General features: G+C 43.1%; 15 protein-coding genes. All 15 read right to left on the reverse strand.

Annotated features, from left to right (window positions below; translation table 11 throughout):
* Window position 1: 1 nt before the first annotated feature.
* Window positions 2-1540, reverse strand: coding sequence for a hypothetical protein (locus tag B9T24_RS13905; RefSeq protein WP_086166318.1), 1539 nt, complete (start codon window positions 1538-1540; stop codon window positions 2-4).
* A 57-nt stretch (window positions 1541-1597) separates the two neighbouring features.
* Window positions 1598-2188 (reverse strand): hypothetical protein, encoded by a 591-nt coding sequence (locus B9T24_RS13910; RefSeq protein ID WP_228145724.1) that lies wholly within the window; start codon window positions 2186-2188, stop codon window positions 1598-1600.
* 40 nt (window positions 2189-2228) lie between these two features.
* Window positions 2229-3047: a hypothetical protein gene (locus B9T24_RS17195; protein WP_228145725.1), complete on the reverse strand. Its 819-nt coding sequence runs from the start codon at window positions 3045-3047 to the stop codon at window positions 2229-2231.
* Window positions 3044-3940 (reverse strand): hypothetical protein, encoded by an 897-nt coding sequence (locus B9T24_RS13920; RefSeq protein WP_086166320.1) that lies wholly within the window; start codon window positions 3938-3940, stop codon window positions 3044-3046. Before B9T24_RS13920 ends, B9T24_RS17195 begins: the two co-directional genes overlap by 4 nt.
* Window positions 3940-4386, reverse strand: a complete 447-nt coding sequence (locus B9T24_RS13925) for a hypothetical protein (protein ID WP_086166321.1) — start codon at window positions 4384-4386, stop codon at window positions 3940-3942. Before B9T24_RS13925 ends, B9T24_RS13920 begins: the two co-directional genes overlap by 1 nt.
* 5 nt (window positions 4387-4391) lie before the next feature.
* Window positions 4392-5039, reverse strand: a complete 648-nt coding sequence (locus B9T24_RS13930) for a hypothetical protein (protein ID WP_074947238.1) — start codon at window positions 5037-5039, stop codon at window positions 4392-4394.
* Between the two features lie 113 nt (window positions 5040-5152).
* Window positions 5153-5929 carry a hypothetical protein gene (locus B9T24_RS13935; protein WP_086166322.1) on the reverse strand — a complete coding sequence of 259 codons (777 nt, stop codon included), beginning with the start codon at window positions 5927-5929 and terminating at the stop codon, window positions 5153-5155.
* 20 nt (window positions 5930-5949) lie between these two features.
* Window positions 5950-7251: a hypothetical protein gene (locus B9T24_RS13940; protein ID WP_228145726.1), complete on the reverse strand. Its 1302-nt coding sequence runs from the start codon at window positions 7249-7251 to the stop codon at window positions 5950-5952.
* Between the two features lie 135 nt (window positions 7252-7386).
* The gene (locus B9T24_RS13945) at window positions 7387-8532 is read right to left on the reverse strand and encodes a BspA family leucine-rich repeat surface protein (RefSeq protein WP_086166323.1); all 1146 of its coding nucleotides are present in this window, start codon (window positions 8530-8532) and stop codon (window positions 7387-7389) included.
* Window positions 8525-9217 (reverse strand): hypothetical protein, encoded by a 693-nt coding sequence (locus tag B9T24_RS13950; protein ID WP_086166324.1) that lies wholly within the window; start codon window positions 9215-9217, stop codon window positions 8525-8527. The genes B9T24_RS13945 and B9T24_RS13950 overlap by 8 nt, the downstream gene beginning before the upstream one ends.
* Window positions 9218-9287: 70 nt before the next feature.
* On the reverse strand, window positions 9288-11051 hold the full coding sequence (locus B9T24_RS13955; RefSeq protein WP_086166325.1) for a hypothetical protein: 1764 nt from the start codon (window positions 11049-11051) through the stop codon (window positions 9288-9290).
* A gap of 144 nt (window positions 11052-11195) precedes the next feature.
* Window positions 11196-11498 (reverse strand): hypothetical protein, encoded by a 303-nt coding sequence (locus B9T24_RS17340; RefSeq protein WP_086166326.1) that lies wholly within the window; start codon window positions 11496-11498, stop codon window positions 11196-11198.
* Window positions 11499-11519: 21 nt separating this feature from the next.
* Window positions 11520-12077: a hypothetical protein gene (locus B9T24_RS13965; protein WP_086166327.1), complete on the reverse strand. Its 558-nt coding sequence runs from the start codon at window positions 12075-12077 to the stop codon at window positions 11520-11522.
* Entirely contained in the window at window positions 12077-13183 is a 1107-nt protein-coding gene (locus B9T24_RS13970) for a hypothetical protein (RefSeq protein ID WP_086166328.1), read from the reverse strand. The genes B9T24_RS13965 and B9T24_RS13970 overlap by 1 nt, the downstream gene beginning before the upstream one ends.
* Window positions 13184-13195: 12 nt before the next feature.
* A complete protein-coding gene (locus B9T24_RS13975; RefSeq protein WP_086166329.1) occupies window positions 13196-13465 on the reverse strand; it encodes a hypothetical protein in 270 nt (89 codons plus the stop codon).
* Window positions 13466-13560: the final 95 nt, after the last annotated feature.

Here is a 13560-nt window from a genome sequence, read left to right on the forward strand (position 1 = left end):
ATTACTCACTTCCATTGCTTTGCCTAGAAGCTGCTATATCAGCTGCAACGCGCTTAGCATCGTCATAATTGAACCCAGCATCTTTTTCTAAAATATACTGCATGGTTTCTTCACTCAGATTGGATTCTTTCAATGAATTAATCACCTGAATTTTTAGTAGTGAAGTATTCATCTGTGTCTGTTTATTACTGTTTTCTTCCGTTACTGCCGCCGATTGGCTGCTTGAAAACTCAACTTGCCAAGGGTAATCCAGCGGATCAAATTGTTCGTTATATGCATAGCCCCAATCCAAATGCATGATGTCATTGACGAACTGTGTTGCTGACTGTCTGATCCACATAGAACGGCGCATGACTTGGCTCGAATAGGTCAAGGTCGCAGCTCCATCGCCAAGACCGCCTGAAAGCATATCTGCCCAGCCCACCATAGATGGATCAAGACCAAATCCACCCATCAATAGGCGTACATTGATCATGAAGGTTTCTATATTAATCGGTGAATTTCGCTGACCTTTAATGTCACCGACGGGGTTTAGGATTTGTTTTTCATCCCATGTCGGCAATACGTGATATTTGGTATTCCAAATGCCTTCGCCACCCTGCATGGCATTTTTTACAAACTTTTCATGATCTTGTAGCATGCCTTCTAGCCCGCGCTTGTAAGCTTCTCGCTGCGCCTCAGGCATACCCGCCATATTTAATGATAAAAACATCTGATTGACTGCATCTGCGACTTGCTGGCTATTCATTGTTGTTAAGGACAGCATCACATCGTCATAGGCTTTCTCAATTGCAAATAAGAATGAACCGCCAACCATCGCAGGTAAGATTGGTAGATCGTCGAGCTCATCTCCCTCTAGCATTTGCACGATCAGCCCAGTTTCCACTAAATCAAATTGAGGCACATTAACAATGCGGGGCATCTTCAGCCGCACCATTTGAGTTGAACTTAGCTTGGTAATCGTTTTCATCCAGTTTTTTGGATTCAAGGCAAAGAAAGCCACCGTTTTACTGCCTTGCTCAAATGACTGCAGTAATGGCGGATGAGTAAACTCATTACAAAGCATATCTATAACGCCTTTACTTTTCTTGCCATAGATCCGCGCATATGCATCCCCGAAAGTAATGCCATCAGAACAAATCTTAGTGATGTATCTATTAATCAAGGTTTCCATGGGTTTGATGCGCTTTTGTAGCTTATCCAGCTGCTGTTTGGCAGATGCACCTTTCTCTCCGCGCAGGCGTTCTGCAGGTGTAATAAAAATTTGTTGCCCGTTATGGGTATCCCCACCTAAAGCCGATGTGACATGAATGCCGATACCTTCCGCTACTGGCGAAAAACGTAGCATCTGCTCCCATTTTGTATAAATCTCTTTACGGGTTCGTTTGCGGTTTTCTACAGTTGAATTTGTACCAAGCGAAAACGGTGCAAATGAATCATACATTTGCACCATCGTTTCTTGGTTGTCATTTGCGAGCTGTTGAGGAATGCTATTAGCGCTAGGACCCAGCAATAACGAAAGAACGTCTGAAGCAGCCATACCGAAGCCATGATTCTAAAATTAGTATCATTTTCGGGTATAGCTGACTTTTGCTACTTACTGAGTTCCAGTAGGTTTTGGAGGACCACTATCATCTGAACCAGAACGGACACCTGAATGAGGATGAGATTTAACGGAAATACCTGCTGCAACAACATCTTCTGTTGCCGTTATTTTACCTGTAGTTTTCTGGTTGCCTTCATGTTCGAAATCACCTTCTAAAACTAGCTTAGCCTTGATGTGAATCACTGGTGCTTCCAAATACACTTTACTTCTGGCAAGCAACTCAATATTTTCTTGACGTATACGGCATGTATCTATGACTGCGTTTTCTCCATGACTGCTGAAGAAAGCAATCACTGGGCGAGACTCTTCGCCATTTTCAAAGAAAACATACACATCTTCCCCAGCTAAAATTTCCCGCTCAGTATCCTTGTCACTGTCACCGACCGGATACGCAAATGTTGCTGTCAAACCTTCACTTGCCCCATCCGTCATTCCGTGGATATAAACTTTTGCCGTCCGCCCTTTGGCGTTATAGCTTAAAATCTTGGCCCGCTTGAATCCCAATAGCATCAGTGTTTTTCCAAGTGATTTCTTTAGGGATATTTTCACCGTCGGCTTAACAAAAAATATTTCAAGTTCCAATAAAAAAGCCCGAAAAATTCGGGCTTTTTTTGCAATTTAATTAACCTTCAGTCCAGTAACATCTAGCACAACTAAACAACGTCTGTGGCTCGTTACCCCATAGCTGCTGAACTAGATCGCTGTATCCGTCTGGCAGATCATTATCAACTTTAAAGCGTAATTCGATAGATGTTTTTTCCCATGTTCGATCTTGATCATTATTATCATCTGCATTGCTAGACGGATAACCTTCTAAATAAAAATTACGATCAGAAAGTGGTAGATAATTCCCTGATTGTATTTCAATACCATCACCCAAAATATTGCTTGTTCCACTTGCACCCATTGCGAAATTTTCAACACCAAACATGCTTTGACGATATAAATCAATACCTGAATAGAAAAATAGCGCATTAAGTAACATTTGATCTGCTGTAAATTGCCCTCTTGAATTAAAGTAGCTAGAGCAATTTCCTAGTGATGATTGAACACGACCTGCTCTATCTAACACACCGTCAATCCACAACTCACACAACATGCTCAAGCCATTGCTTTCGTTCCATTGCCAAGTGCTTGCAGGAATAATCAGTTTATTTGGTGTACATGAAATTCCACCACTCAACCGTAATACCTGCACACTGGGTACACCTGTATCTAAGCAATCTTGAATTGCAATGTAGTCCGGGTTCTTGGGATCATATCCAAGTTGACCACGGATATTACCCTGATGAATAAACATTGGCGCATCAACCCGACCGCGCTTGAAGCGGCCTAAGATTACAGCACCTGTCAGACCATCCGCAGTTTGCTCTTCTGTACGGTCAATAATGTCTTGTCGTTGGATGCCAACGGCTTCACCTAAAATCTTTGTCGTATTCATAAATTTGCCAACCATAGTTTTGTTGTAGATCCGACATTACCTCCAACCGCACCTGTTTCAACATGATGGGCAGCAGTCAAAATCACATATTTAGTTTGACTAATTTCTACAACTGAACCCGCCATGAGTTCCATATTCAGCGGACGTTGTATTGTTCCGCGTGGAATGAGTACTTTTTCCATATTTTTCAGCTGACGGGCATCAAGACCGGCCCTTTGAACAACAGCTTGCCCCACTGTTGTGGTGTCATCGCCAATCACCGTTGAACCATCCTGCTCAACCGATACATAAGATGATTTCTGATGTTTGGTTTTCTGTTCACTGTTCAGCCAATGCACTTCACTGGGATCAAGCTTTAAAACTGCATCCTGTTTAAACAGTGCATCCAGTTTCATTGCACAGATCTTATTATCCTTAAAAGAGATAACCGCCGCTTCTTGCTGTAAATACAGTGCTAGACGCGCAGTCGGCAAACGCCCCTTTAGGCAGATAAACTCAGGCAACGGCAGATCAACACCTAAACGGATATTTTTGGCACCGCAGGCACGAATTGCAGAATTAAAAGAAGTTTCATTCTGTATCACCGCTTTATCGGTATTGATAATGAGTTTCTGACAGCCGGATAAAACTGCAATACAGGATATGGCACCAATCCTGCGGTCATCTTTCACTGTTTGTGATTTGACTGGCTGTACTAAAACAATCACAAAAGGCTGGCTGATATTCCCCACAAGAATCTCAGCACCTTCTTTTAGCTGTTCCTCCAGCTCTCGGTGCGCTTTCACCGAAAATTCAAAACTCAACGGCACTGGCACAAGATCAGTCCGAAGTGTGGCCAACATTAATTCTGAAGCTGAAATTAACTTATTGGATGCAGCAATGACAATTTGCATTAATTACCCCCAGCTGTTTTAAAGCTGAACGGGGGCTGAACAAAAGCATTCTTCGGCATTTTCTCTTTCTCAGCTTCATAGGCCTGCTCGGCTTCGCTGACTGACATGCCGAATCCTTCAGTCCCCATACTACGTGAGGCTTCCACCAGTGAGGCTTGAATCAGGTCACAATTCGCTTTTACACAAGGTTCAATGATGACCCATTCAAAAGCTTCAAGGATTAAATGCTCATCCACAGCGATCGGAACAATTGAAGACTTTTGGCAGGTCAAACTTTGCCAACCTGCATAACGCTTCACTTCTTCAATAAAAGCGGCTTGAATTTCATCTTGCAGCAATGAATAGCCTTTCAGCACTAACTTCTGATAATAGAGTGCAGCAAGCTCAGAAATTGTGCCTGCCACTGCTCTGAAATTACCGGTTCCGTCATTCGGCAATAATTGCATAGCATTTACCCGAAAAGTGAGCCAATCTGACGCGCTACGCTGCCAATGTTGCGGCCAATATTTGTCGCGGCTTGTGCGGTATTGATAACTTTCTGCACACGATTGACAAGGCCCTCAACTCCAGCAATCTGAAGATGCCCGGGCATAACAGTGCCGTTCGTTCCAATGTCTGCAAAGTTGCCAAAATAGTTGAAATCAATCGGGCAAGAGACCGTCATGACTTGAGAACGACTGTCTGAATCAAATTCCGCCATTTCAAAGCGGATAGCACAGTTTTCCAATGAATATGCACGAGTGTAGCTGTCTACACGGCCATCGTAATAATCACAGTCAATCATTCCAGCATTGGCAACGATATAGTCTGCAAATATCTGATCATGCCCAGCTTCAGTTACTAGCATTTGTAGATTGCCTGTGTAGTGTGTTTTCGGTACACCAGCGGCAATACCTGTAAATCCGCCGGCATATTGAACCTCAGCTGGATCTTCATTGCTGACAATAGGACGCGGACAGCTCTTAAATAGAAAACGGAAATCTTCCATGCCGCGAGGTACTAGCATACCTTTGCAAGATAATAGAGGTGATCCAAGCTGCTGAATTGCGAGGTAATCAGCTCTTAATTGATTGAGTAAAACAGGATTAACTTGACGCATCATTATTCTCAAATATGCTGTGATGCCGTCATTTTGAAGCGGGTAACAATATGCAAATATGTTGAGTTCCAAAAAAAGACCGCGAATGCGGCCTTTTTAAGATTGTGGACTGATTACTTGTAAAGCCCAATCTTCTTACCTTTTTGTAAAGACTTCATGCGCTTGCGCAGTGAATTTGCAGATACCGCTTTCAGACGCGCTTTTTTCAAGCCAGCCTTTTGACCACTTGATAAACGCACTTTTTGCCCAGCTAAACGCTTATTGACAATGGTCTTCACCCCTTTGCGAATCGCAGCAACAGCTTTATAGCGGATCTTCTTGCCATTAAAGGATTTTGTACTCATTTTACCACGGGATAGTTTTTTACCTGTCGCTGCATCAAAACCGCTTTCCAGTTCATCAGGTTCACCATAGATGAATTCACGTACCAAGTCATCGAGCGGATCGCCTTCATCTGGCATATTGGCAATCACGGTACTGGCAGCTGCTTCAATTGCTGCATCAGCCGCGTCAATATTGTCACCCATCATTTCCTCAATCACTGAGTCATCCACGCCAAATGTGGCCAACGCATCGGCAATCGATTCTAAAACAGCATTTTCTAAAGTGTTTTCTTCATCATCTGCGCCATCAGTGGCTTCTAAAATCAGAAAGTCTAGACGATCTGAAGGCAACTCACCTTCTTCAAGCTTGCCATCTGTTACGGCATCGGCAAGATCCGCAACAATATTCAGGGCCTGTTCACGGACATGCTCAATAAAAGACAGTTCTTCACGAACAGAACTGGTTAATGCTGTAACAGAGGTTTTAATTTCTACAGCAGCTGAATCAAAATCGCGTAGGACCAGAGTCTGAGATTTTGCATTTAATGGATTCTTTGAACCAAACATAATTGTTCACCTGTTTAAAATTATTTAACTAAAACATCTTCATCAAAAATTGCAGCACGGGTTGCGCCTTCAGGACGTCGCGCCAAATACAGGCGAACACGCTCAAACGGAAAATCCTTATCCGGGGTTAAACGGAATGCATAAGGCTTTCCACCCAAATCCTCCGCTGGCTTTAGCCAACCTGCAGTCACAGCACCAGAAAGATATTTATCAATGTCGTCACTGGCATCCTTTAAATAGTTATCAGTCGGCTTCAGCATATGTTCCTTCAGGATTGAAACCACTTCGTTCGAGGTGCGCATGGCAATTTCAGCAGCCGGCACCAGACGCAATGCGCTGTTTTTGCTTTGATACTGAGTCAATAAATCACTGAGCACATAGCGAATACCCTGCTTAAACTTAATTGGACGCACGACATTTACTTTAGCTTTGGCCAGCATTTCTAAAGTCGGTTCATCAAGGACAACATCTGGACGTATTTTTAGAACTTTCTTGCGGAATGGAAAATCTTTCCATGCCACACCAACATGAAGCGGTGCATAGCCTTTAGCATCAGTACGTGCATTGCGTAAAAGCTTGTCACCGATATATTGCCCGATGTACGGCGCTGAAATTTTACGACCGCTTAAAGAAACTGCATCACGGGAACGGCAGAGATTCGGCGACCAGATAAACTGAACACGGTACGATTGCGCATCCATAGATAAAGCAAACTCAGCTGCCTGCTCTGCCGTAATGGTTGGATCAATCTCGGCATCCAGCGGAATATTCAACTTTTCCGCTGCACGCAGCGCTGCAACATACAGCGGTAGATCATTGGTCTGCGGTAGCGCAATATAGGCGGGTACATCAACAAGATTGGTTAGAATGCTGTAAACCTCATCGCCGTCAAATGGCGGTGTCTGTTCGTCTGGCAATTCAATAACCGTTTTGCTTCGCCCTAAGCTATTAGAAGCATTAAAGGCTTGTGAAAGCTTAATAGCATCTAAAACATCACCAGCAAGTTCATGCAAAGTTAATTCAAATACTTCAAATGCATTCGTGGCATCCGCGACTGCAACAATTGAAGCCAAGTTGTCTGGATCTTCATCTAGCGTTCCCTGAATCTTCAGAACCTCATCACCATTCACTGAGTCAACAATACGCAGGCGCATGACAATATCTAACAGTTGAGGATTGGCAACTTTACTGATAAATGCTGCTTCCAGCTGTGTATCCGCTAGATAACTGTGTGTTTCAAATTCAAGGTCAAAAACCGCATCTTCCTCATTTGGTGAAGATGAAACGGCCAACATGCCTTGCTGATCTAAACTTAAAATCATTGTGGCTGCCTATGGCAAAATTCTTATGTTTATTTTTGCAGGACGGGCCAGATAGACTTCTTATCAGTTCCAATAAAAAAAACCCTGCTATTGCAGGGCTTTTTCATGATGCTGTATCGTTCAAACGACGATTAATCAGGACGGGCTTGGGCAAGTTCCCCACACTGGTAAATGTTCTAAAACCAACAATGAGTTACTATCAAACATGACTGGTTTCTGTGTTTGTAAGCTCACACACCATCCAGACAGATCTTGATTAAACATATATGCGTTAGCGAACATCATGCTCATATACTCAATACGCGCTACATTCCAGTTGTTTAAAGGTTGATTAAATGCACTAGCATTACTAAACATACTTGTAGCATCTACGACATTTGACATATTCCAAGTATTAATTGGTTTGTTATATGCCCAAGCATTTCTAAACATACCTGATGTATTCGTAATATTAGAAATATCCCAATCAACAATAGATTGATTGAATTTTCGAGCATTGGCGAACAGATTACTTAAATCAGTTACCAGAGGCATAAACCAAGAGTTTAAAGACTGATTGAACTCTAAACACATTTCAAAACACCCTGCAACGTCAGTCACGTGACTAACATCCCAACTCGATATATCTTGATTGAATGCGCTTTGACCTGAGAATTTCAATTTAGTTATATGTGGGGGTAGTAATTCAGGCACTTTAATTAGTGAACCCGTTTGTACACTATTACCATTTTGATTGAAATACGGGTTGTTGCTCCCCCAACTCACCAATTCTTCAACAGCACCTTGTACAGCAAACACTGATGCACCCACCGATGTAGCGGTGATCGTGTATTTATTAGTGTCCTGATATCTGTGCTGTGCTGATGGTCTATAGTTGTTTACACGCTCGATTACTGTAGGCTCACTTCCATCACCCCAATCGATTGTTACTGCAGGGCCACTATCATGAGTGATGTAAACTGAATCATTAGCCACCCCGTTGGTTTTGAATATTGATGGTTCAGGTTCAGGTTCAGGTTCAGGTTCAGGTTCAGGTTCAGAAGTTTCAATCAAAATCACATCAGATTTCAATGCATTCAATTGATTAATATTAGCCATAATATGCTCATATGCAGCATTTCCTATCACCTGAATTACTGTCTTTTCAAAAGGCTGCAAACGCACTTGGGTTAAGGGTTCAACAATGATGAATGCCGATGAGTTCGTTAAAGTGATTTCTTTAATTTCTGGTTCATCCCCCAGTGCTTCAAGTAGCGGATTTGTACCATCAAAATTATGCATTTTGGATCTCCAAATTTTTACCCAAGCCAATAAACTGCTTCAGGTTATTTAGGACATCGTGCTTAAACTGGCCATTACTACAGCGGATTTCTACCGTTTCACCAGACTTGATTGAAGTCTTGGACAGCGGTTCAAATACGGTTTGTACACCTGTATTTTTAACAACCACGAATAAGCCACTTTTTACTGCTGTACTCTGCTTTACAGGTGACGGGCTTTGAACCTCAGTAAGTACTGCATTAATCAGCTCTACACCACTGGCTTCACCGTTCCGTACCCCATCATTTTTTTTATCAGGTTGGACGGCGACAGCTGCAGACGGTACTGATTGATCCCAAAAGGCCACCTGCTCAGTTTCAACTGACCCATTTACTGGGTTTTCCTGATTGCTATTTTCAGGTTCAGAATCAGATTGAATAGCATCTACTTCTTTGGCGGTTGCTTGTTCTGGTTCAATATCTGTTACTAGGTTCTGGCCTGCGGTATCGCTCTGTATTCCCTGTAATTCAGCCTGTGATGAGGTCTTCTCTTGATTGACTGCTGCATCAAGTGATGGAGTTTGTTCCGTTTCAACTGGGGCAAGTACTTTAGTATCTGCCGCAGCTTTAGCGGTAGTTGTTTTTGCTTTTGTTGTGCGTTTGCTGGTTGTAGCAGTCGCAGGAGTATTTTGATCTGTTTGAGTCATCGTGTGTCACCCTTTATCAAATTAGAAATGAATTAAGGCGCATTTTCCATGCGCCTTAATTTGCAGAATTTTAGTTTTTAAGTTTTGGCATGTTGACTGCGGTGATCAATGCAAACTGATCTGCATAACGATCGAGCGGATTAAGCTCTGCTGCCTGTGATCCAATTAATGCAATTAGCTGTTCACGCGGATCTGGAGTCGCTTCACTTACAGTCAATGGCATTTCAGTGAAACCAATAAATGGATTACGCACTGGCTCATTGCCACGGCCAATCACCAACATTTCAAAGGCTTGACCTGCTTCAGCTAATACACCCGCAGAGCTAGGGACATGATAAACATTAGTGCCATCTGCTAGTGTGCCGATACGCACAATCTGCCCATGACCTGCGGTTGCACCAGTTTTAACTGGCATTTTGTCTGATGAAAGCTGAGCAAAGAAGATTTTAGCCGTATCACCGACATACAAATCAAAACCAACGGTCGCAGCGCCAGAGTCCTGAATAATGCCTAACTTGGCTGCTTCAAGATACTTCATGAATTCGCCAAACAAATCGCCTGAAGTGTTGTAAGCAGCGGCCAAATTTCCAGTTACACCGCGAGAAGCATCAAAGGTAAACTCGCGTACATTATAGATGGCGCGGTCTTTACCTTCACCCAACAGGCGGATGGTTTGTTCAAGATAGATTTTACCTTGCATCAACCCTAAAGCAGTCCCAACAAAGCCCACATTCAGTTCACTTGAAATCTGATTGACTAACAGTTTAGATGCACGGATTTGCGTCATAATCGGCGCACTGACCAGTGTTTCGTACTCAGGTTCCATACTGACGCCGACAGGTTCCATCTTGAACTTATTGGAGGTATCACGGGCATCAAAATCAGCAATCAGGCAGACTTCAAGTTTCACACCTGCTGGCAATTCCTGATTCAACGTAACTGAAATATTACTGGTATCCAGATTAATGCTGCTTCCAGTCACCGTATATTCTTCACCCGCAATTTTTGCTGATTTTTCAGCAATTGCAGAAATCACACCTGATAATTTGGATTTACTGCGGTTACGGGTGTGTGCCACTTCTTTTCCACCAATACGGATAGAAATATTCCCGCTGATGAATGGCAGCAATGGTGCATTGGTATTTGGTGTTTTGGCAGCATAGTCAGCATAATGCGTATGGGCTACCACCGTATAAATGGCACCTGCACCATTATTGTTGAGCGCAAAGCGGAAACGACCTTCGGCATAAGGTTTCGCAGCCTGAACACCATCCAGATAATCATTTTTATTCATCGCACCAAATGCACGATCAGTCACAAAACGCGCTGCAACGATCGGCACTTCATTTGAACCGTTGCTGTTCGGGATATAAGCCACAATCGGCGATGCATAGGCAATGGTTGTTGCAATCGTGGTCACTGACAGCGCTGGGACAATACTCACCGATTCCTGATGCGTATTGCTGATGTCATCAAAGCCTTTTTCTAAATCAGAGTAACCTTGAGAAATTGAAGCACTGTAGCCATGTACTTTCTTTGCAATGGCCACACCATTGTTTAAGGCAGATGCGATTACAGAAGGATGAGGCAAATCACCGCCATGGCAATATTGATATTGACTGATACCTAGCTTAATTGCACCATCGATATCAACCGCGCTGTCAAAGCCTATGATATCAAGCAAATCATTCAGCGCCTGTGGACGAGTTTCCGGCATACCCACAGCGCTATCAAAGCCTTTTTCTTCACCGTCTTTATAGAAATAGTTCTGACATTGCTGTGTTGCAAGCTGCTGCGCTTGGAATTGTTGCTTTAGTACATCAGATAGAGACATATTTTTTACCTGTCATGGGTCTAAAATCTTGGATAGAAATAGATTCGCACGAAGGGAAAAATGCCAAAATGGGCAGTTCCAAAACCATTTTTCAAATAAAAAAACCTGCTATTAAGCAGGTTCGTTTTAAAGCTGAAGACATTACTATCCGCTAACACCACTAGATACATAAATTTCAACACCACTACCCGCAGTGACCTTGTAGCGGATCTTATCCCATGCATGCTGCCGAAATGGCTCTGAATCAGGTGTACCCGCTTCAATCGTGACAATCGGTTCCCAATGTTGGTCCATTAATACTTCACAATCAGGTTTATTGCTGCCTGAAAACTCAACGACAGCACCAGCGCCTATTACCTGGTAATTAAAAATAGCTGAAGTGCATTGCCCTACCATTCCTATATCACCGACTTGTTTATCTTTTTTATTGAAAACTAAAAATGACATGACTTTTACTCACTTAAAAAATTACTGTGTACGTGATTCAACTTCACTTTTCACTGGATCAAGTCCAATCTCATCACGGCGGTTCAATACATACTTCTTACCAAAGTCAGACATCAGGGTCTGGCCGCTAATTCCAACAATTTCAAACCACAAAATAAAACCTTCGTAGATCATTAGGCCCAGTAAATCCCCCTCATTTAATTGGGTATCAGGAATCTGCAAAAGCTGTTCTGCTAAGGTTGGTAGATCTGCATCATAGACTTCGATCTGAGCCAGTATTGCCAGATCTGAAGGGTTATTCATTGAGTTGTTCTTATGGATATAACCACCGTTAAATTTGTCCGCCAGCACAAAAGCATGCCCGATAGGATCATATTCATAGTTCGGCTCATCCTGCATAGACAACGCATTGGCTTCAAATGACAGCGGATCTGCTGGCTTGCCTGCATTCACTGGATTACTGTACACAACACGCTTGCGCCACACCTGCGCTGGAATGCTGGACACTGTATTCATTACAATACGACGCGCGGCCATATGCCGACCATTGGCCACACGGTTGACTGCTCTATTTAGCATTATTTAAATCTCCGCATGAGTTCCTGATAAACCTCATCTGTCACAATTCCACTATTACGCCATTCTGTATATTTCGTTCTATCCTGTGCATCCTGAACTTGTTTTGTCTGTTTTCCTTGAGTCGCAAAATACTCCTTCGCCACCTTTGCAGCACGGCGGATCATTTCCTTTTCGGCCTTCTGAATATTTGGCTGAATTTTGCCTTTGGTTTCCTTGTTTAAACCACTTATTTGCTGATCCAGTTCTGCCAAAATCTGTTTGTCAGTTTGCTTCTTCCGTACACTAAGTTGCTTGGTCCGGTCTTTTTTGACTTCTTTTTTTAGGTACTCGACGCCTGAAGGTGATTGAATCCAGTAAACAGCTCTAAGCACATGCTTGCATGCAACACCTGATAGCAACGGGTTTCTGAGTTTGGGATAGCCATTCTCTTTACGGCCTAAGCCATAGCCGCCAATTGTGGCCATATAGCGGTGCCAATACGTATGCCGCTCACAGTCGCATTCAAATTTGATCTTCCCGCCCGCTAGCCAGCGCCTGACTTGATTGACCGCATTCTGGCCTGTGCTTGAGATTAAGGCGCTAAAACTGCTGAACTCAATTTCAACATTATGGTACGTGACCTTACTGTTTGGTCCAGCATTCGTTATTAGATGCACAAGACTATCTTTTCTGCTTAGCGCTGATACAAGATGAATTTGCTTATTGGCACGGTCTATATCATCAGCATGGCTGAGATTGATAATATTTTGAATGGTGATGCCCGTAGAGTACTGTTCCCGCAAAAGATCAATATTGTCCTTAAAGGCCATAATATCCTCACGGGTGATCTTACGAGGTGGCTCACCTTTCTGCTGGCCAAGCGTGGTATAGAGCACCCGCTCTACATCATAGTTCTCACCTTTTGCGATATTCTCAGGGCGCAAAAATGTCGGCTTAGGAATTTTTCTGCCGAATTCATCATAATTAAATTCTTTATCAGCTTCCCCACGCTGCTTGCTGTCGGCGCTTCTATGGCCTTGCAGATCACGGCGCAACCCGCCTTTTCGCAGCGCTTCCTGCATTTGCTTATGCGCTTGCTGCAATTGATCAGGAGTTGGATTAGCCATAATCATATTTCCTTACAGATATTCACGGCGAAATCGAAGTACATCAGCAATCAGCGGAACTGCAATTCGATTCACAGGAAACTGTTCCCATATACCACTGGTGCCGCATGCAACTTGAATAACGTCTGTATATTGTCTTGAGCCATAAATTCTCAAACTCAATAAAGTCGGGTCTTTAGCTTCGTCATACTGAATGTCCCAAACAATCAGCTGATTCAGTTTCCCCTGATCAATAAAGCGGTTGATATGATCGCGGATGGCATTACGGTATTCGTTAATCATGCTAAGTAAACATCAGGCCTTTAATATGTATGTTAAAGCGAGTTCTCGACTCAGCTGATTTACGATTCCAAACTAAAAAGCCCCACATGACTGTG

The organism is Acinetobacter sp. ANC 4654, from assembly GCF_002135425.1.
In the GTDB taxonomy this organism is placed as follows: domain Bacteria; phylum Pseudomonadota; class Gammaproteobacteria; order Pseudomonadales; family Moraxellaceae; genus Acinetobacter; species Acinetobacter kyonggiensis.

Coding starts and splice junctions, on each gene's coding strand:
- B9T24_RS17340 (WP_086166326.1), bottom strand. CDS start 11,498: ATGTCATTTTTAGTTTTCAATAAAAAAGATAAACAAGTCGGTGATATA.
- B9T24_RS13955 (WP_086166325.1), bottom strand. CDS start 11,051: ATGTCTCTATCTGATGTACTAAAGCAACAATTCCAAGCGCAGCAGCTT.
- B9T24_RS13935 (WP_086166322.1), bottom strand. CDS start 5,929: ATGTTTGGTTCAAAGAATCCATTAAATGCAAAATCTCAGACTCTGGTC.
- B9T24_RS13970 (WP_086166328.1), bottom strand. CDS start 13,183: ATGGCTAATCCAACTCCTGATCAATTGCAGCAAGCGCATAAGCAAATG.
- B9T24_RS17195 (WP_228145725.1), bottom strand. CDS start 3,047: ATGAATACGACAAAGATTTTAGGTGAAGCCGTTGGCATCCAACGACAA.
- B9T24_RS13965 (WP_086166327.1), bottom strand. CDS start 12,077: ATGCTAAATAGAGCAGTCAACCGTGTGGCCAATGGTCGGCATATGGCC.
- B9T24_RS13920 (WP_086166320.1), bottom strand. CDS start 3,940: ATGCAAATTGTCATTGCTGCATCCAATAAGTTAATTTCAGCTTCAGAA.
- B9T24_RS13945 (WP_086166323.1), bottom strand. CDS start 8,532: ATGCATAATTTTGATGGTACAAATCCGCTACTTGAAGCACTGGGGGAT.
- B9T24_RS13925 (WP_086166321.1), bottom strand. CDS start 4,386: ATGCAATTATTGCCGAATGACGGAACCGGTAATTTCAGAGCAGTGGCA.
- B9T24_RS13975 (WP_086166329.1), bottom strand. CDS start 13,465: ATGATTAACGAATACCGTAATGCCATCCGCGATCATATCAACCGCTTT.
- B9T24_RS13940 (WP_228145726.1), bottom strand. CDS start 7,251: ATGATTTTAAGTTTAGATCAGCAAGGCATGTTGGCCGTTTCATCTTCA.
- B9T24_RS13930 (WP_074947238.1), bottom strand. CDS start 5,039: ATGCGTCAAGTTAATCCTGTTTTACTCAATCAATTAAGAGCTGATTAC.
- B9T24_RS13950 (WP_086166324.1), bottom strand. CDS start 9,217: ATGACTCAAACAGATCAAAATACTCCTGCGACTGCTACAACCAGCAAA.
- B9T24_RS13905 (WP_086166318.1), bottom strand. CDS start 1,540: ATGGCTGCTTCAGACGTTCTTTCGTTATTGCTGGGTCCTAGCGCTAAT.